The following is an 18,252-nucleotide window of genomic DNA, read 5'->3' on the forward strand; positions in this document are numbered from 1 at the left end:
CTCTTCCACAAGGCCCGCAAAATCAGCCCCGTCTCAGGAGGACGACAATGAAGCTTATCGCAGCTCTTCTGGGCGCCGCGCTCACGCTGACGACCGGCGTGGCCTCGGCCCAGAACCTCAAGCTCGCGACGATGGTCAACCCGCCCCACCCCTGGATCGACGCCGCCACGGCGCTGAAGGCCGAGGTGGAGGAGAAGACCGACGGCCGCGTCACGATCGAGATCTTCACCGGCGGCTCGCTCGGCAACGACCAGACCGTGCTCGACGAGATGCGCCTCGGGACCATCGACCTCATCATCGGCGGCACCCAGAACGCCTCGCCCTTCTACAAGAAGTTCGAGATCTTCAGCCTCAACTACCTGTTCAGCGGGATGGACGCCTTCCGCGCCGCGACCGCGGCCGACGGCGAAGTCCTCGCCTACTTCCAGAACGTCTATGACGAGGCCGATCTCGGCCTGAAGCTCCTCGCCCTCACCGGCGGCGGCATCCGCAACTTCTCCAACAATGTGCGGGAAATCCATTCGCCGGACGACATCAAGGGCATGAAGATGCGCGTGCCCGGCTCGCAGATGGACGCGCGCATGTGGCAGACCTTCGGCGCGCTGACGACCTCGCTCCCCTGGACCGAGCTCTATACTGGCGTGCAGACCGGCGTCGTCGACGCGTTCGAGAGCTCCATCGCCGCCTACTATGGCTCGAAGCTCTACGAGGTCGCGAACTTCCACGCGCAGACCCAGCACCAGATCATGATGAGCCACATCTCGATGGCCGAATCCTCCTTCAACCGCCTGTCCGATGCGGACAAGGCGATCTTCCTGGAGGCCGTCGCCAACGCCGCCGCGCTCGGCACGGCGAAGGGCGAGGAGTACGACGCGACCCTCCTCGACACGCTCCAGAAGGAGCACAACGTGACAGTCACCGACGTCGACAAGCAGGCCTTCATGGAGCTCGTGATCCCGCTCCATGACGAGATCGCCGCCGAGCTCGACGCGACGGATCTCCTCGAAATCCTGCGTTCCTACAACTGAGACGGACGGGGGCGCCAACGCGGCGCCCCTCTCCCGCCGGGTGAGGCTGAAAGATGCTGAAACGCGTGAACGATGTGGTCGAGGCGGTCCTACTGAACGTCGCCGCGATCCTGTTCGTCCTCTTCATCGCGATCGTCTTCCTGCAGGTGATGGCGCGTAACTATCTGAATCTCTCCCTCCTCTGGACGGACGAGGTGGCGCTTCTCTGCTTCGTCTGGACGGTGCTCCTCGGCGCCGCGGTCGCGGTGCGCAAGCGCCTCCACTACGTGGTGGAGATCCTGCCGGCGAGCTTCGTGCGCGCCAATCTAGCGCTGCAGCTCTTCGCGGGCCTTGCCTGCCTCGTCCTCATCTACGTGATGATCGTGCCGGGCTACACGTTTGCAGACATGGGGTGGCGCCGCTACTCGATCTCGCTGCGCATGCCGCTCTACTACCTCTTCCTCTCCTTCCCCGTCGCCGGGATCGCCATGGCCCTCTTCACCGTGGAGGTCTTCCTCGACGACGTTCGATCCTTCCGCCGCGGCGAAGCCCCGGTGCCGCACTATGACGAGGGCGACCTGTGACACCGATTGTCTTCCTGCTGGTCTCCTTCCTCGTCTTCGTCTCGCTCCGGATCCCGATCGCTTTCGCGCTCGGACTCTCCTCGGTCGCGACGGTGCTCCTCCTCGGCCTGCCTCTCGTCTCGGTCGTCAACCAGATGCAGTCGAACATCAATTCGTTCGCGCTGCTCGCCGTGCCCTTCTTCCTCTTCCTCGGCCGGCTGATGAACGACAGCGGCATCACCACGCGCCTTCTCGGCCTCGCCGACGCGCTCGTCGGCCACGTGAAGGGCGGGCTCGGCCACATCAATGTCGTCGTCTCGATGATGTTCGCGAGCCTTTCGGGCTCGGCGGCAGCCGACACGGCGAGCATCGGCGGCATCCTCATCCCGGCGATGAAGCAGGCGGGCTATCCCGCGCCCTTCTCGGTGGCGCTGACGGCCGCCTCCTCGACGCTCGGCGTCATCATCCCGCCGAGCATCATGATGGTGATCTACGGCGCATTCGGGAACGTCTCGATCGCGGCGCTCTTCCTGTCGGGCATCCTGCCCGGCCTCCTCATCGGCGCGATCCAGATGGGCTACACCTACGCCGTCAGCCGCCGCTTCTCGGTGGAGGATCTGGAGCGCAAGAGCTGCACGCAGGTGCGCCAGGCCTTCGTCGCCTCCGCACCGCCCCTCCTCGTCCCCCTCATCATCCTCGGCGGCATCACCGGCGGCATCTTCACCGCGACGGAGGCGGCGGCGATCGCGGTCATCCTCGGCCTGATCCTCGCCTCGGTGATCTACCGGACGGTGCCGCTGCGCGCCTATCCGCAGATGCTGCGCGAGACGGTGATCTCCTATTCCCTCCCCCTCTTCGCGGTCGCGGCGGCGGGCATCATGGGCTGGCTGATCTCTTATCTCGGCGTCGCGCGCCTCGTCGCGGGCGGGATCATAGAGTTCGCCGATTCACCCATCGTCATCATGCTCCTGATGATGAGCTTCATGCTCGTCATCGGCACGGTGCTGAGCCCGATCACGGCCATCATCATCTTCATGCCGATCATCCAGGAGATCACCAACGCGGCCGGCATCAACCAGATCCACATGGCGCTTGTCGTGTGCCTGTCGCTGGCGCTCGGCCTCGTGACGCCGCCCTACGGGATCTGCCTCCTCATCGCCGCGCAGATCGGCGAGGTGTCGATGCCACGCGCCTTCCTCGCGATCCTGCCGATCGTGGCGCTGACGATCCTCGTGATCCTCACGGTGATCTTCGTTCCGGGCCCCTATCTCTTCCTGGCACGCATGTTCGTGCCGAACGTGTTCGTGGGGTCCTGATGCGCGTCGCGATCATCGGCGCCGGGGCAATGGGCCTCGGCCTCGCCGCCGTGTTGGAGGCGAGCGGCCATTCGGTCGTCGTCCACTCCCCCTCCGGCGCGAGCCTCGCCTTCCGGCGCGAGGGGCGACCGCTCGTCTCCGTCGGCGCGGTCGCCGGCGCATGGCATCCGGACAGCGCCGACATGAAGACGGCCGTCACCGGCGCGGACGTCGTCGTCTTCGCGCTTCCGACCAATGGGATGCGGCGCATGATCGAGGCGGCGGCCCCGCACTTCGTGTCGGGCCAGGCGGCGATCATCTCAAGCCACGCCTCGTTCGCCGCCCTCGTCCTCCAGCGCCGCCTCGCCGCGCACGCGGCGGACGTGCCGGTGGCGGCCTGGTCGACGACGCTCGCGACCGGGCGGCGGATCGCGGCCGACAAGGTGCAGGTGGACGATCTGCGCACGCGGATCGACGTCGCCCTCATCAACGACCCGTCGCGCCGCCTGATGGACCTGCAGCGCACCCTCTTCGGCGCCCGCTTCCACGAGGTGGCTGACCTCCTCGCCCTCTCCCTCTCGAACCTCAACCCGCCGATCCACCTCGCGAACTCGCTCGGCAACCTGACGCGGATCGAGCGCGGCGAGGCGTGGGACAATTACGACATGATCACCCCGGCGGTGGCGCGCCTGATCCTCGGTCTCGACGCCGAGCGTCTCGCCGTCGCGAAGGCCTACGGCTACTCGGTGAAGACGGTGGAGGAGCACTACCACCACACCTTCCCTATCGCCCCCGCCCCGCTCGCCGAGATGGCGGCGACGGTCCACCGGATGAAGCAGGGGCCGCGCGGGCCGACCTCGCTCGACACGCGCTATATCGCGGAAGATGTGCCGTTCGGGATCTGGCCGATCATCGTCGCCGCGCGGGCGAAGGACGTCCCGGTGCCGCTCCACGAGGGCGGCCTCGCGCTGATGAGCGCGTTCACCGGAACCGATCTTGCGACGCAGAATGATCTCCTGCCGGAGATCTCCGACCTTCTCGCCGACACCGACGCGCTGGTCGCGGCCTGCAAGGGCTGAGCGAAGCGGCCGGGCGCGAAGGCCCGGCCGCTTCGACCGATGTCAGCCGGCGCACTCCGGCACGTCGCGGCCCGGACGGCCGATGGCGTCGAAGTCGGCCTTGTCCATGCCGAGCGTCTGGGTGATGCCGTCGACCTTCTTGACGAGCTTCGTCGCGAGGCCGCCGTCGCCCGTGTCCACCACCTCGATCACGAAGTTGGAGCCGATCGCCTGGCGGTTCTCGTCGAGCGTGATCTTGCCGTTCGGCGCGTCGAGCTCGAGGTTCGAGAGGCACTCCCGGAAGGCGCCCTGGCCCTCGCCGAGGTCACCGTTCAGCTGGTCGACGCACTGCAGCGCGGCGTTGGTCGCGTTGTAGTAGGCGGTGCCCAGCAGAGACGGGCTCGCGAAGCGCTGATCGGCCGGCCAGTTGTCCTGGTAGGCCTTCACATATTCCTGCCACTTCGGATCGTCCCATGTGTCGGCCTGCGGGCCGGACGCCGGGGTGCCGATGAGGGCCTGCTTGGCGTTGCCCTTGGAGTTCAGCACCGTGCCGTCGACCATGATCGTGCCGCCGATGAGGTTCGCCTCGCCGCCAGCCTGCTGGTACTGGTTGAGGAAGTTCACCGCGTCGCCGCCGCCGAGGCCGAGATAGATCGCGTCGACATCATCGGGCAGCGCCGCGATCACCGAGGCGAAGTCCTTCGTGCCGAGCGGAACCCAGAAGCGCTCCACGATCTCGCCGCCCGCCTCGCAGAACTCGTGCGCGAAGCCGAGGAAGTTCGTGTAGGCGAACGAATAATCCTCGGCGACCGAGGCGACGTACTTCCAGCCCTTCTCGTTGGCGACATAGTCGCCGAGGCCGACGCCCCACTGCGCGCCGTCCATGTTGAAGCGGAAGAGGTTCTCGGCCGGATCGACGTAGGTCGTCTCCTGCGCGCCCGAGGCCCCGTTGATGAAGGTCACGTTCGGGTAGTTCTTCGCGAGGTCGCGGATGGCGATGCCTTCCGAACCCGACAGCGGGCCGATGATGAAGTCCACTCCATCCTGCTCGATCAGCTTGCGCGCGGCGCGCACGGCCGAATCCGGGCTCGCGTCGGTGGAGGCGACCGTCGTCTCGATCGGCCGGCCGCCGGCCTCTTCATTGTGCTGCTTGAGGGCGAGCTGATAGCCGCGCTGCCCATCTTCGCCGAGCACGGTGTAGGTGCCCTCGAGCGTCGCCATGAAGCCGATCTTGAGCGGCTGCCCTTCCTGCGCTTGAGCGCCCGTCGCCAGCAGAGCCGCCGCGGCCACGGTCGTCATCAAAGAGCGTATCATCGTGTATCCTCCCTGCGGACTTCTTTTGGTCGAGTCCAGATGCCAGGATACAGGCGCGGGCGTGGAAGACCCAAAGTCTTCCGCCCGCCGGCTGTTACCAGCAGTCTGATTTTTTCCTGGTCCGGTCCATTCTATTTGCAATCATGAACCGGTCGCACACCCCGGTTCGGCCGCGCACCGCCGTCCGAAAACAGGCGCGACCTTGCCGAATGCGCACGCGGCGCCGTTCCTCATCGCAACGCGGCGAGGACCTCATCCGTCGTCGTCACGGCAGAAACATTCTGCAGCGCGTAATTGATGGACGCGTTGTGCCAGTCGGCGTTCATCGTCGAGCACGCGTCCTCCGGGATCACCATGACGTAGCCCTTGTCCGCGCCCGTACGCGCGGTGTGCTCGATGCTCATGTTGGTCCAGGCGCCGCACTCGATGATCGTGTCGCGCCCCTCCGCCTTGAGGATCGTCTCGAGGCTCGTCCCCTCCCAGGCGCTCATGCGCATCTTCTCGACCACATGGTCGCCCGCGTGCGGCTCCAGCCCCGCGACCGGCGCGACGCCCCAGGTGCCGCGCACCATGGCGTTTCCGTCCGCCACCCCCTCGAAGAGCGGGGCGTTGAGGGTCAGCCCCTTCGCCCCCGGCGGCACCACGAACCAGACGTGGATCACCGGAATGCCGAGCGCGCGGCACCGCTCGGCGAGGCGGGCGGCGTTCGGGATCGCGTTCTGCTCGCGGCAATGGACCGGCGAGCCGGAGTCGGCGAACGCCCCGCCCTCCATCACGACATCGTTCTGCATGTCCTGGATGATGAGCGCGCAGCGCGCCGGATCGAGCCGCAGCCCGTCGCCTGGCGTCTCCGCGGCCGCCGCCGGCGGAGCCGCCGGAGCGGACGCGCGCGGCGCCTCACCGGCCGGCGCGGCGGTCCGCGACCCGGCCCCCGCCCCCGCCCGCATGAACGGCTCGTTGCGCGGGCCGACCTTCACGTCCACCGCATAGAGCGAGGTGCTCGCGCACACGAAGAGCGTGCGCCAGTCCTTGCCGCCCCAATGAAGGTTCGCCGCGAGCTCGGGGATCGCGACGCGGCCGATATGGCGCCCGTCCGGCGCATAGACCCAGAGCCCGCCCGGCGCCGTCACCCAGACATTGCCGTACTGGTCGCACTTCATCCCGTCCGGCACGCCCGGCTGGAGCGTGTCCTTGATGCCGGAGGCGAAGACGCGCCCGTTGGTGAGCGCCCCGTTCGCACCGACCTGGAAGACGCGGATGTTCGCCTGCTCGGTGTCGTTCACATAAAGGAGCGTCTCGTCGGGCGAGAAGCAGAGCCCGTTCGGCATCGTGAAGAGATAGCGGTCGACCATCAAGGTCGGCCCGTTCGCCCCAGGCGCCACGCGATAGACGCCCTGGAAGCCGAGCTCGCGCGGCCGCTCCACCCCGAAGACGGGCATGCGCCCGTACCAGGGGTCGGAGAACCAGATCGCCCCGTCACGCGCGACGATCGTGTCGTTGGGGCTGTTCAGCTCCCGCCCCTCATAGTGCGAGGCGAGCACCTCGCGGCGACCGTCCGGCGACAGGCGCACGAGGCTCGAGGTCGCATGCTCGCACACGATGAGATTGAGCCTCTCATCGTAGGTCATGCCGTTGCCCTTGTTGGTGCCGTGAAGCACCTCGCGCACGCCCGCCCCGTCCCAGCGGCGGCGCACGTCTGCGGGCATGTCGGAGAAGAGGAGATAGCCCTCGGGGTGCCAGATCGGCCCCTCGGTGAAGGTGAAACCGCTGCCGAGCTGGCGAACCGGGGCGTGCTCGTCGATCAGCGCGCGGAAGGATGGGTCGTGCGCGGTGTGTGCCATGATGCGCGCCTCACACCGGGAACCAGTTGCGCCGCGGCACGGTCTGCGTCACCGGCCCCGGCACCGCCATGTCGAGCCGGCCGACCACCGTCGCCGCCTCGATCTTCGCCGGCTTGTCGTGGATCGGCAGCAGGAATTTCGAGCCGTTGAGCAGCTTCTTGATCGCCGCCTTCTCCTGGCGCTTTGAGACCGAATGGTTGCCGGTCACGCGCGGCTCGTGGTCGTTCACCTCGTGAAGCGGCTTCACGATCTGGTCGTTGAAATCGTAGATCACGTCGCCGCAGATCGTCGCCCGTCCCTCGGCGGTCTCGACATGCACGTTCATCGACCCCTCGGTGTGCGCGCCCGCCCAGTCGAGCGTCACGCCGGGGATCAGCTCCACCTCGCCCGTCAGCTCCGTGTCCTCGAAGCGCAGCGCGCCCGGCGTGTGGAGCCGCTCGACGAGGTGCTGGATGTCGGGCTTCGGATATTGCGGGTGCATGAGGCCGGAGACGGAATGCTCCATCTCGCGCCGGTTCAGCACCACCGTCGTGTTCATGGGGAAGTGATCGTCCTTGCCCGCATGGTCGATGTGAAGGTGGGTGTGGCAGACATAGCGGACATCGCCGACCTTCACGCCGTGCCGGGCGAGCTGGTTCTCGATCATGTTCTCGTGGAACTGGAGGCCGCGCATGCCGAGCGTCTCCATGATCTGGTTGTCGCGATAGCCGGTGTCGACGACGACCGGATATTGCCCACCGAGGATCAGGAAGCCGTAGACCGGCACGCGGCGGGTCCGCCCGCAATCGCGCCCCAGCACCAGGAAGCTCGATTCGAGCTCGATATCGCCATAGTCCAGCAGCTTGATCTCAAGCGCCATCCTATCCTCCCACCCGCTTCTTCTCGTTTTGGGCGGCCCAGAGCCGCGACCTTGGGGTGAGGCTATCAGCGCACGCGCGGGCAACGCACCCGTGCGCGCGCAAAAATGAGACGGTCAGGTAAGTCGCGCGAAGGATTGGCGATGCCCCACGCACGAAAAAGGCCGCCTTGCGGCGGCCTCTCCGTCCAAGCGAAAGTCTTCGCTTAGTTGATGTCGATGACGATCTTACCGTCGCGGTCCTGCGTGCGATAGAACGGGGACTGCGCGACATAGCCGTCACGACGGTTGTTGTACTCGGCGCGATCCTCGCGACGGTCCGTCTGGCGCTGGATCTGGTCGACGCGCTCGTCCGTCTTGCGGCGGATTTTCGCGGCCTGGCGGTAGTCGCCACGATCCTCGGCGCGCTCGGCGCGCATCTCGCCGCGACGCTCGGCGCGATCCTCGCGGATCTCACCCTGACGCTCGGCCCGATCCTCGAGCACCTGACCGCGATAGGTCTGCTCGGACTGCGGGATGATGCGGATCTGCGCGTCGGCGGTCGAAACAGCAGCGGGCGCAGCCACGATGAGAGCCAGAGCGCTCGCGATCATCGTCTTCTTGAAGGTCGTCTTCATGTCGAACTCCATTCACTGATCTGTGTCGGTCGGGGCTTCCGACCTGCCCGCCGCCGGGTGGCCCGGGCTTGAGATGGTCAGTGAACGTGCCTCTCCAGCGAACTGTTCCCCACTTTTTCGAGGACGATTTTCGTTATCGTTCCGCGCAATTGGTTCCCACAAGAATTGTCGCATCCTGTAAGCGCGAGCGTTCTTTCACGCTGATCACGCGACACTTCAGATCCGGTACACTTCTTCCGCCGTCGTGCGAAAGATGCACTTCCGCTGTTTCTCCGTAAGGCCGCTCGCGGCCGACAAGAACGCTTTGGTGAGGGACTTATAGTCCGTCCAGAGCTTCTCGATCGGGAAGTTGGAGCCGAAGAGGCATCGCTCGGCCCCGAAGAGCGCCACCGCCTCCTGCAGCGCCCAGGCGACATGGGCGGGGTCGTTGCGGCGCAGGAACGTGCCGAAGCCCGACACCTTGCAGCGCACATTGGGGTGCGCCGCGAGCCGCCCCATCGCCTCGCGCCAGCGCGCCTTGCCCTCTTCGGTAAGGTCCACGGGCATCCCCGCGTGCTGAAGCACGAACGTGACGTCAGGGCATGCCTCCACGAGGCGGAGCGCGGCCGGCGCCTGCCCGGCGAAGATCTGCAGTTCGAACACGAGCCCGTATTCGCCGAGCCGGCCGACATTCGCGATCACGCGGTCGCTCCCGACCGTCTCGGGATCGGCGGCGAAGCGGTAGAGCGGCTCCTCGTGCCAGTGCATCTGGTGGCGGATGCCGCGCAGGAGCGGATAGGCCGAGAGGCGGTCGAGGTCGCGCCGCGCATCGGCCTGGGTCATGTCGGCAAAGCCGGTGATGGCGTGCGGCCACCCCGTCGCCTCGGCGACGCGCGAGACCCAGGCGACCTCGTCCGCGAACCAGTTCGGCGCCCAGTTCGCCTGGACATAGACGGACTTCTCGACCCCGCTCCCCGCGACGTCCGCGCGGAATTCGTCGATGAGATAGTCCCGCTTGATCGGGCCGTAGTCGCCGAAGATGCGCGGCACGGTCGGGCCGAGAAGCCAGGGCAGGTCCGCCCGTCGCCAGATGTGGTGATGCGCGTCGACAATCTTCATGGCGTCCTCGCGAACTCCAGGATCTCGTGGGTGATGCGGGCGGGCGAGGCGGCGCTGCCGATGCGGTCGAGATGGGGCGCGATCGCCCGCATCGCCTCCGTCTCGGGCGCGAAGTCGGCCCCGCTCGCGAGCGGGGTCAGCCATAGGATCCCCCACGCGAGGCGCGCGAGACGCTCCACCGCGCCGATCAGCACCGCCGGGTCCCCCCGCTCCAGCCCGTCGGAGAGGACGACCACATAGGCCGAGCGCGCGAAGCCCGCATAGCGCGGCACGGCGAGAAAGGCGGCGAGCGCGTCGCCGAGCCGCGTGCCCCCGTCCCAGTCGGCGACGGCGACGGCGGCGGCGGCGAGCGCCACGGACGCGTGGCGGTGTCGGAGCGCCCGCGTCACCCGCGTGAGGCGCGTGCCGATGGTGAAGACCTCCGCCCGCTCGGCGCTATGGACGAGCGTGTGGGCGAGGCGGAGCGAGGCTTCCGTCTGCCCCTTCATCGAGCCCGACACGTCGATGAGGAGGAGGATGCGGCGCTGGCGCGTGCGGCGGCGCAGTTGCGGCAGGCGCAGGATCTCCCCGTCCCGCCGCACCGCCTCGCGCAGCGCGCGGCGCATATCGGGCCGCTCCCCGGCGCGGCGGCCGGCGAAGCGGCGCGAGCGGCGGCGCGGCAGCGCGTCGGGCGCGGCGCGGCGGAAGCGGCGGAGCGCCTCCCCCTCCCCGAGCGGCGCGAAGCGGCGAAGCGAGAGCGCCTCCGCGGCCGTTGCCTCGCCCCCCGCCTCGTTCAACTCCTCCGGCTCGAAGGTCGCGTCGCCCCCCTCCTCCGGCTCGTAGGCGAGGTCCTCCTCCGGCCCCGGCATCAAACCGGAAAGGGTCTGGCCGAGAAAGTGCGCGCGATAGAGCGCGTCGAAATCCTCCCGCCGCTCCGGCGGGGGGCCAAGCGTCGCGCGCGCGGCGGCATAGATGTCGGCCATCGTGCGGGGGCCGAGGAGGCCGACGGCCGCGACGAACGTCTCCGTCTGCTCCGGCGCGACGCTGAAGCCGTTCGCGCGCAGGAGGGTCGCGAAGGTCACAAACGGGCGCGCCGCGCGCGGCAGGGCCTCGCCGCGCGCGGGTGCGCTCACCGCACCGCCTCTTCGAGGAGGCCGTCGATCCGGTCCGCCATGAAGGCGAGATCGTCCTGGTCCTTCAAGGCGACGCCGATCGCGCGGCGGAAGGCGGTCGGCCAGGGGCTTCCCTGCCCGTGAAGGAGCGTCGCCGCCTCCGCCCACTCCACCGTCTCGGCGATCCCCGGCGCCTTCGCGAGCGGCTCGGCGCGCAGCGCCGTCACCGCCGCGACCACCGCGTCGGCCGTGCGGCGCGTGACGGTGGAGGCGCGCATCATCACGATCTCCGCCTCACGCGCGGCGTCCGGATAGTCGATCCAATGATAGACGCAGCGCCGGCGCAGCGCCTCGTGCAACTCGCGCGTCCGGTTGGAGGTGAGGATCACGACCGGCGGCTCGGCCGCCCGCACCGTGCCCCGCTCGGGGATCGAGATCGTGAAGTCGGACAGGAATTCGAGCAGGAACGCCTCGAACTCATGGTCGGCCCGGTCGATCTCGTCGATGAGGAGGACGGTGTCGCGCGGGTGCTCCAGCGCCTCCAGCATCGGCCGCGCGATCAGGAACTCGTCGGCATAGATGTTCACATAAGCCTCGCCCGCCTGGCGGATGGCGAGCATCTGGCGCGGATAGTTCCACTCATAGAGCGCCCCCGCCGCGTCGATCCCCTCATAGCATTGGAGGCGCAGGAGCTGGCGGCCGAGGACGGAGGCGATCGCCTTCGCCGCCTCCGTCTTGCCGACGCCGGGCGCCCCTTCGAGGAGGAGTGGCTTGCCGAGGGCGAGCGCGAGATAGGCCGCCGTCGCGAGATCGTCGCCGGCGAGATATTGCGCATCCCGCAGCGCCGCGGCGAGCTTGTCGGGACCGTCGATCCCGACGATCGTGCCGCGCACCGCCATCAGCGCGCCCGCGCGGCGCGGCTCCGCGGCCGCGCGCCGCCATTCTCGCGCAGCCCCCGCAGGATCTTCTCCGGCGTGATCGGCAGGTCGCGCACCCTGACGCCGACCGCGTCGAAGACGGCGTTCGCGACGGCGGGCAGCACCGGGTTCGCGCACATCTCGCCCGGCCCCTTGCCGCCATAGGGCCCGTCCGGCGCGGGCCGCTCCAGGACGGCGATATTGTGCGGGGCGATGTCGCCGGGGCCGGGCATCAGGTAGTTGTTGAAGTCGACCGGCCCGTGATCGCGCTTCGGATAATAGGGCTCCGTCGTCTCGTAGAGGGCGTGGCTGAGGCCCATCCAGGCCCCGCCGACAAGCTGCTGCTCCACGAGCTTCGGGTTCAGCGCCCGCCCCACCTCGTAGGCCGAGTTGATTTCGAGGACCTTCACCTCCCCCGTCTCGTCGTCGACCTCGAGATCGACGATGAGGGCGGCGTGGGCGAAGCAGGAGACGGGCGTCATCTCGCCGGTCTCCGGGCTCACCTCGGAGAGCGGGATCAGGAAGATGCCGCGGCCCGACACGGTGCGGCCCTGCTTGAACTGGGCCGCCGCGCTCGCCGCCGCGGTGGTGATCGCGCGCGAGGGCGCGCCGCGCACATGGATGTTGCCGCGCCCGTCGGTCACGAGGTCGGCGGCGTTCACCTCGAGCTCCTCGGCCGCCGCCTCCATCATGACGGCCCGCGCCTCCTGCGCGGCCTGGATCACCGCGTTGCCGACGCGGTGCGTCCCGCGCGAGGCGAAGGAGCCCATGCAGTGCGGGCCGGTATCGGAATCGGCGGTGTCGACATAGACGTCCTCGACCGGCACGCCGAGCGTCTCGGCCGCGATCTGGCGCGTCACCGACTTCATGCCCTGGCCGAGATCGATGGAGGACAGCGAGACCATGAACTTGCCGTCCGGGTTGGAGTGGACGAGCGCCTGCGAGGGGTCGCCCCCGAGATTCATGCCGATCGGATAGTTGATCGCGGCAAAGCCGCGTCCCTTGTGCACGGCCATCCCTAGTTCCCTCTTCTGGCGCGCGCCGCGGCGGCCGACGGGCGGATGCGCGCGCGCACGGCGCTCCCTCCCGTTCCGGTGGTGGGACACCACCCTTTGCGACGTTCCGGCGGAGCCGACACCCTCAGAACCGCGCCGAAGGGCTCGAGGGTCAACCCCGAAGAGCGCAGTATCCGTCTTGGTTCAAGGGGCATCGGTGGCCCAATCTCGGCCATCGCGAAGCATGGCGTTGGCGAGGATGATGAGCTTTCGCATGAGGGCCGTAAGCGCCACCTTCGCGGGTTTGCCCGCCGCGATGAGCCGTTCGTAGACGGCCCGCAGCGCCGGGTTCCACCGCGAGGCCACGAGTGCCGGCATGTAGAGGGTGCGGCGCAGCGTAGCGCGCCCTCCGCGGATGATCCGTCGCCCTTGCCGCGCGCCGGAATCGCGCGCGACCGGCGCCAATCCGGCGAGGCTCGCGGCCTGGCGCCCCGCCATGGTCCCGAGCTCGGGCATCTCGGCGATCAGCATCGCGGCGCACTGCGGCCCGACGCCGGGGATCGTAGAGAGGCGCCGGCAAGCGTCCGCGAGGTCGGGATCGGCGGCGATCACGGCATCCACCTCCTGGTCGAGCGCCGCGATCTGCCGCTTCAACAGCAGAAGGCGCTGGCCGGCGAGGCGACGGCAGAGCCCGTCCGCCTCACCCGCCAGGCGGTTGATCGTCGCCGTGCGGTCGGCGATCAGGCCGGAACGCGCCGCCAGGAGCGCGCGCAATCGCAGCCGCGCCGGACTGGCGAGCGGGGTCGGTGCAAGATCGAGCGCCGCGCCCATCCGGGCGAGCGCACGGGCGTCGGCCCGATCGGTCTTCGCGAGCCCTCCGGCCGCCTCGGCGAACTGACGGGCACGCCGCGGGTTCACCTTGACCCCGGGGATGCCGGCCCGGTCGAGCGCAGCCTCGAGGGCGAAGTGAAAGCGTCCCGTCGGCTCGAACACGACTTTTGTCGCCTTCGCCTTACGCACCCTGCACAACAGCTCGCGAAGGCCCGCGGCGTCGTTCGTCACGCGGACGACCTCGCCGCACGGATGGAAGGCGAGGTCCAGGAAGGCTTTGGAGATGTCGACGCCGGCGACACGGGTGTTATCCTCGGTCACTCTTCGATCCTCTGCTTGTGGGTCCGGGCTGGTGTTGCCCTGGTATCCGTTCAGGTTTCGAGGAGATGAGAGAGGTGATCCGACAGCGCTCCGGCCTTCGAGGGACCAGCGTGGGTACGATCCGTCCTCTCCCGCTGCCGGTGGTGGCGACTGCCGGCAGCGGCCCCATCCTAACGATCGGGCCGGCACCGATTTAAACACAAGCGCGGGTTGAGGCTCGAGCCCTTCGGCGCGATGCTGGCCGGGTGCGGTCGCAACGAGTCTCAGCCCCCCTGCGGCGGCGCATCGGCCGCCCTGTCCTTCTCGTGGTTGCGCCCGTCGACCCAGCGGAAAGGCAAATTCTCGATGTCCACCCCGTCGACGCAGGCGACGTTCACGCCGCATTCGTCCGGGTTCGAGCGGCGGCGATGATGGGTGTAGATCCCGCACGTCCCGCAGAAATAGTGCTCCGCCGTTTGGCTGTGGAACTGGTAGCGCCGGAGCGTTTCGCCCGCCTCCACGACGAGATCCTTGTGCGGCACGGTCACCATGATCGCCGAGCGGCGGCGGCACATGGAGCAGTTGCACCGCGCCGCGCTCGCAAGGTCGAGCACCGGAAAGCGGATCCGGACCGCCCCGCAATGACAAGTGGCCTCGACCATATCGTTCCTCCCCGCGCGTGCCGGACGCGATGATAGACCGCGCGTCCCGCCCATGACACGGGCGGGCGGCCTCACGCGGCGGGTGTCCCCCGATCATCGGCGCCGGAGCCCCGACACGGAGGAGAAGCGCGTCGGCCCGCGCCGCGGCGGGCCGCTCTCCGCCGGGGCCGGCGCGGGCGAAGGCGACGGCGACGATGACGGCGGCGGGGGGGCGGCGTGGGCGACGGGCTCGGGCGCGGCCGGGCGGCGCTCGGGCTGGGTGGACGGCTGGGCGGCGCGCGGGGGCGCTGGCGTGCGCCCGGGTTCTGGCGCGCGCTGGACGCGGGGGCCCGGCGCCGGGGCGGGGTCGGCCGGACGGTCCCCTCGCGCGTAGCTTCCGGAGGAGTAGCCGGTGACGCGGCCGGTCTCGTCGAGCGCGGTCACGGGCGGGAGCTCGCCCCGCGCGCCGCCGCCATCGCGCAGGGAGGAGGCGCGGCGGGCGGCGTCGGAGAGGCCCCATCCGGCCTTTTCGGCGGCCACCTGGCAGCACTCGATCAGCGCCGTGTTCTTGGCAAGCCGCCGGTGGGCCTTCATGTCGCCGTCGCGATAGGCGTTGAGGATGCGCAACTCGATCGGGTCCATCCCGACCCGGTCCGCGACCTCGTCCATGTGGCACTCGATGGCGAAGTCGACGCCGGTGATCCCGAAGCCGCGCATCGCCGTCGCCGGGGTGCGGTTGGTGTAGACGCAATAGACGTCGGCATAGACGTTCGGGATCGTGTAGGGGCCGGGCAGATGCCCGACCGCCTTGATGATCGCGTAGGAGGAGAGGCGCGTCGTGGCGCCGGCGTCGAAATAGCCGACGAACTTGCGCGCCACGATCCGCCCGTCATTCATCACGCCGTCGGTGAGATACCAGCGCTCGGCCCCGCGCGGGGCGCCGACCTGCATCTCCTCGGCGCGGTCGAACATGTATTTGCACGGCCGCCCGGTCAGCATCGTGCCGAGGATGGCGAGCGGCTCGTGGAGGGAATCGACCTTGCCGCCGAACCCGCCCCCCACCGTGCCGCCGACGAAATGGAGCCGCGCGGAGGAGACGTCGAGGAGCTTCGCCGCCGTCCCAAGCGAGAAGAAGAGCGCCTGGGTGGAGGTGTAGCAGACGAAGCGGTCATTGGTCTCGGGCGCGGCGATCGCCCCGCACGTCTCGATCGGCGCCTGCTCGATCGGGGACATCTGGTAGCGCCCCTCGACGACATGGTCGGCCGAGCGCAGCGCCGCGTCGACGTCGCCATAGCGCAGCTTCTGGTGGTCGTATTTGCCGTGATAGATGAAGAGGTTGCCGGGATAGGCGTCGTTGACGGACGGCGCGCCCGGCTTGATCGCCTCCTCCACGTCGAGGACGTGGGGCAGCACCTCATAGTCGACGCGCACCGCCGCGCATGCCTCGCGCGCCTGCCGCTCGGTGTCGGCGACGACGGCCGCGACGGGCGCGCCCTTGTAGGCGACGCGCTGGCTCGCGATCAGCTCCTCGTCGTCGAGCCCGAAATCGAGCAGCGACAGGAGCGTGTTCATGTTGTGCGGCACGTCCTTGGCGGTGATGACGCGCCTGACCCCCGGCATCCGCTCGGCCGCCGTGGTGTCGACGCGCCGGATCCGCGCGTGATGGTGCGGGGCGCGCACGCAGCGGATGTGGGTGAGGCCGTCGAACTGGTGGTCGTCATAGAAGGGGGAGCGGCCGGTGACGTGGCCGGCCATGTCCTGACGCTGCGTCGGCTTGCCGATCTCGTTGAGATCGTCGTCGCGCTCGTCGGCGAAATATTCTTTGCGGAACTCGATGGGCATGACGCTATCCCGTGCGCCGCGCGCCGCCCGCGGCGGCGGCGAGAATGGCGTTGATGATGGCCTCGTAGCCGGTGCAGCGGCACAGATTGCCGGAGATCGCCTCGACCACCTCCTCCCGGCTCGGGCGCGGATTGTGGTCGAGCAGCGCCTTCGCCGACATCAGCATCCCGTCCGTGCAATAGCCGCACTGGGCCCCGAAATTGTCCATGAAGGCGGTCTGGAGGGCGGAGAGGCGCGCGCCCTCGGAAAGGCCCGCGACGGTCTCGACATGCCGCCCCTCGACCGTCTCGGCGAGGGTCAGGCAGGAGAGCTGCGGTTCGCCGTCGACGAGCACCGTGCAGGCCCCGCACGTCCCCTGCGCGCAGCCATATTTCGGCGTCATGTCGCCGACCCCGCGCCGGAGCACATCGAGGAGGTTCGCGCCGGGGTCGACGAAGACCGCGCGGTCCTCGCCATTGTGGCGGAAGGTGACGGGAGTCTTCGCCATCACGCGATCCCCTTCAGAAGGCGGGCGAGATGGACGGGGGCGACCTCGCGCCGGTACCAGGCGCTCGCGATCGCGTCGTCGGCGGGCTGGAGGCCTTCGACGCACGCCTCGGCCGCGCGCGCGATCGACGCCGCGTCGAGGCTCTGGCCGGAGAGCGCCCGCTCCGCCGCGCCCGCACGCACCGGCCGCGGCCCCATCCCGTTGAAGACGACGCGCGGATCGTGGATCCGGCCGCCCTGGCGCGGCAGGCTGACCGCGATCGACATCACCGACACCCCCTTCGGCTTCACCCGGCTCACCTTGGCGAAATGGAAGTCGCGCGAGGGGGTGACGAGGATCGCGGCGACGAAGGTCTTCGGCGCGTTGGGGCGCAACAGGTCCTCGAGCGCGAGGCGTCGACCCTCGCCGGTGAGGATCGTCGCGCCGAGCGCCAGGAGCGCGCCCGCCATGTCGCCGTAGGGCGGGGCGGCGAAGAGGTTGCCGCCGATGGTGGCGACGGTGCGCACCTGCGGCCCGCCGATGAGGCGGGCGACGGGGGCGAGGAAGGCAAGGTCGCGATGGCGGGCGATCTCGGCCATCGTGACGGCGGCACCGATGGAGATTTGGCTTCCTTCGCTGCGAATATGGCGCAGCGACGGATCGAGCGGGCGCAGCAGCGTCTCGACCGTCGGGTCGGCCTCGTTGACGGCCCGCATCAGGACCGTGCCGCCGCCGAGGATGTGCGCGTTGCGGCCCATCGCGAAGGCGCGCGCGGTCTCGGCGAGCGAAGTATGGGACTGGACGCTCACCGGCATCGGGGCGTGCCTCCGAGGCGCACGGGGGCCCCCGCCACCATGCCGCGAGGGTGGCTCGCGAGGGGGGAAGGCGTCAACGGCTGCGCCGTCCTCCACTGCGTTCCGGCCCTTCGGGTGACCCCTTCCCCCCTCGCGAGCCATGGCGATCGCATGACGGCTCCGCAGGAATGACGAAGGCCCGACTCTCCACAGGAATGGGTGGGGGTCCGTGCCGGTATGGCAGCGCTGTGTGCCGGGGCTCGGGGGGTCATGCGCGGCCCTCCCCCGTCGCGACGAGGTGGGCGCGGATCGCCTCCATGCCGGCGGCGTAGATGTTCTCGGCGACCTGGTCGTGGAGCTCGCGCTCGCGGCCGGGCGGCGTGTCGAAGCGCGATTCCCAGTGCCAGAAGGTCATGTCGCCGTCCGTCACCGGGTGGAGGCGGACATGGGCGACATAGTTGAGGAGCGGGATCGGGGTGTCGATCAGGCAGTAGGTGAAGGCCATGTCGAGGTCCGAGAGGGTGAGAAGCTGCTCGCGCAGCTCCGAGCCGTCGGCGAGGTGGAAGCGGCGCACGCCCCCCACCCTGTCGGTCGGCGCGCCGCGCTCCATCTGGCTGTCGGCGACGGCCGGGTGCCAGCGGTCGTGGCCGTTGAAGTCCCTGAGGACCTCCCAGACCGCCTCGACCGGGGCGTCGATGATGGTGCTCTTCACGACCTTCACCATGT

At 69.2% G+C, this 18,252-nt stretch carries 18 protein-coding genes; 4 read left to right on the forward strand and 14 right to left on the reverse strand.

The features are described 5' to 3' along the window. Positions 1-47 precede the first annotated feature (47 nt). From DBV35_RS18820 to DBV35_RS18835, 4 genes are read left to right on the forward strand one after another with little or no spacing between them, the layout of a single operon-like run. The gene (locus DBV35_RS18820) at positions 48-1,028 is read left to right on the forward strand and encodes a TRAP transporter substrate-binding protein (protein ID WP_108661823.1); all 981 of its coding nucleotides are present in this window, start codon (positions 48-50) and stop codon (positions 1,026-1,028) included. 53 nt (positions 1,029-1,081) lie between these two features. Continuing rightward, positions 1,082-1,591 carry a TRAP transporter small permease gene (locus DBV35_RS18825; RefSeq protein WP_205648735.1) on the forward strand — a complete coding sequence of 170 codons (510 nt, stop codon included), beginning with the start codon at positions 1,082-1,084 and terminating at the stop codon, positions 1,589-1,591. Next, a complete protein-coding gene (locus DBV35_RS18830; protein ID WP_205648736.1) occupies positions 1,588-2,886 on the forward strand; it encodes a TRAP transporter large permease in 1,299 nt (432 codons plus the stop codon). The genes DBV35_RS18825 and DBV35_RS18830 overlap by 4 nt, the downstream gene beginning before the upstream one ends. After that, on the forward strand, positions 2,886-3,944 hold the full coding sequence (locus DBV35_RS18835) for an NAD/NADP-dependent octopine/nopaline dehydrogenase family protein (protein WP_108661824.1): 1,059 nt from the start codon (positions 2,886-2,888) through the stop codon (positions 3,942-3,944). The genes DBV35_RS18830 and DBV35_RS18835 overlap by 1 nt, the downstream gene beginning before the upstream one ends. 42 nt (positions 3,945-3,986) lie before the next feature. On the opposite strand, the gene DBV35_RS18840 is transcribed toward DBV35_RS18835, so the two are convergent. The 14 genes from DBV35_RS18840 to DBV35_RS18905 all read right to left on the reverse strand — a co-directional run bounded on the left by DBV35_RS18840 (position 3,987) and on the right by DBV35_RS18905 (position 18,250). After that, on the reverse strand, positions 3,987-5,237 hold the full coding sequence (locus DBV35_RS18840) for an ABC transporter substrate-binding protein (protein ID WP_108661825.1): 1,251 nt from the start codon (positions 5,235-5,237) through the stop codon (positions 3,987-3,989). A 230-nt stretch (positions 5,238-5,467) separates the two neighbouring features. Then, positions 5,468-7,078 (reverse strand): isochorismatase family protein, encoded by a 1,611-nt coding sequence (locus DBV35_RS18845; protein WP_108661826.1) that lies wholly within the window; start codon positions 7,076-7,078, stop codon positions 5,468-5,470. Between the two features lie 10 nt (positions 7,079-7,088). After that, a complete protein-coding gene (locus DBV35_RS18850; RefSeq protein ID WP_108661827.1) occupies positions 7,089-7,937 on the reverse strand; it encodes an N-acyl homoserine lactonase family protein in 849 nt (282 codons plus the stop codon). A 203-nt stretch (positions 7,938-8,140) separates the two neighbouring features. Beyond that, a complete protein-coding gene (locus DBV35_RS18855; protein WP_157961850.1) occupies positions 8,141-8,551 on the reverse strand; it encodes a hypothetical protein in 411 nt (136 codons plus the stop codon). 216 nt (positions 8,552-8,767) lie between these two features. After that, positions 8,768-9,649, reverse strand: a complete 882-nt coding sequence (locus DBV35_RS18860) for an amidohydrolase family protein (RefSeq protein ID WP_108661829.1) — start codon at positions 9,647-9,649, stop codon at positions 8,768-8,770. Then, the gene (locus tag DBV35_RS18865; protein ID WP_108661830.1) at positions 9,646-10,761 is read right to left on the reverse strand and encodes a VWA domain-containing protein; all 1,116 of its coding nucleotides are present in this window, start codon (positions 10,759-10,761) and stop codon (positions 9,646-9,648) included. Before DBV35_RS18865 ends, DBV35_RS18860 begins: the two co-directional genes overlap by 4 nt. Beyond that, entirely contained in the window at positions 10,758-11,639 is an 882-nt protein-coding gene (locus tag DBV35_RS18870; protein WP_108661831.1) for an AAA family ATPase, read from the reverse strand. The genes DBV35_RS18865 and DBV35_RS18870 overlap by 4 nt, the downstream gene beginning before the upstream one ends. After that, a complete protein-coding gene (locus DBV35_RS18875; protein WP_342752384.1) occupies positions 11,639-12,766 on the reverse strand; it encodes a xanthine dehydrogenase family protein molybdopterin-binding subunit in 1,128 nt (375 codons plus the stop codon). The genes DBV35_RS18870 and DBV35_RS18875 overlap by 1 nt, the downstream gene beginning before the upstream one ends. 90 nt (positions 12,767-12,856) lie before the next feature. Beyond that, on the reverse strand, positions 12,857-13,804 hold the full coding sequence (locus DBV35_RS18880; RefSeq protein ID WP_108661833.1) for a transposase: 948 nt from the start codon (positions 13,802-13,804) through the stop codon (positions 12,857-12,859). Between the two features lie 263 nt (positions 13,805-14,067). After that, positions 14,068-14,445 carry a GFA family protein gene (locus DBV35_RS18885; RefSeq protein ID WP_108661834.1) on the reverse strand — a complete coding sequence of 126 codons (378 nt, stop codon included), beginning with the start codon at positions 14,443-14,445 and terminating at the stop codon, positions 14,068-14,070. Positions 14,446-14,538: 93 nt separating this feature from the next. Beyond that, a complete protein-coding gene (locus tag DBV35_RS18890) occupies positions 14,539-16,266 on the reverse strand; it encodes a xanthine dehydrogenase family protein molybdopterin-binding subunit (RefSeq protein ID WP_108661835.1) in 1,728 nt (575 codons plus the stop codon). A gap of 4 nt (positions 16,267-16,270) precedes the next feature. Further along, positions 16,271-16,753: a (2Fe-2S)-binding protein gene (locus DBV35_RS18895; protein WP_108661836.1), complete on the reverse strand. Its 483-nt coding sequence runs from the start codon at positions 16,751-16,753 to the stop codon at positions 16,271-16,273. Beyond that, positions 16,753-17,547 carry an FAD binding domain-containing protein gene (locus DBV35_RS18900; protein WP_108661837.1) on the reverse strand — a complete coding sequence of 265 codons (795 nt, stop codon included), beginning with the start codon at positions 17,545-17,547 and terminating at the stop codon, positions 16,753-16,755. The genes DBV35_RS18895 and DBV35_RS18900 overlap by 1 nt, the downstream gene beginning before the upstream one ends. Before the next feature lie 247 nt (positions 17,548-17,794). Further along, the gene (locus tag DBV35_RS18905) at positions 17,795-18,250 is read right to left on the reverse strand and encodes an SRPBCC family protein (RefSeq protein ID WP_108661838.1); all 456 of its coding nucleotides are present in this window, start codon (positions 18,248-18,250) and stop codon (positions 17,795-17,797) included. Positions 18,251-18,252 lie beyond the last annotated feature (2 nt).

Source organism: Acuticoccus kandeliae, assembly GCF_003073115.1.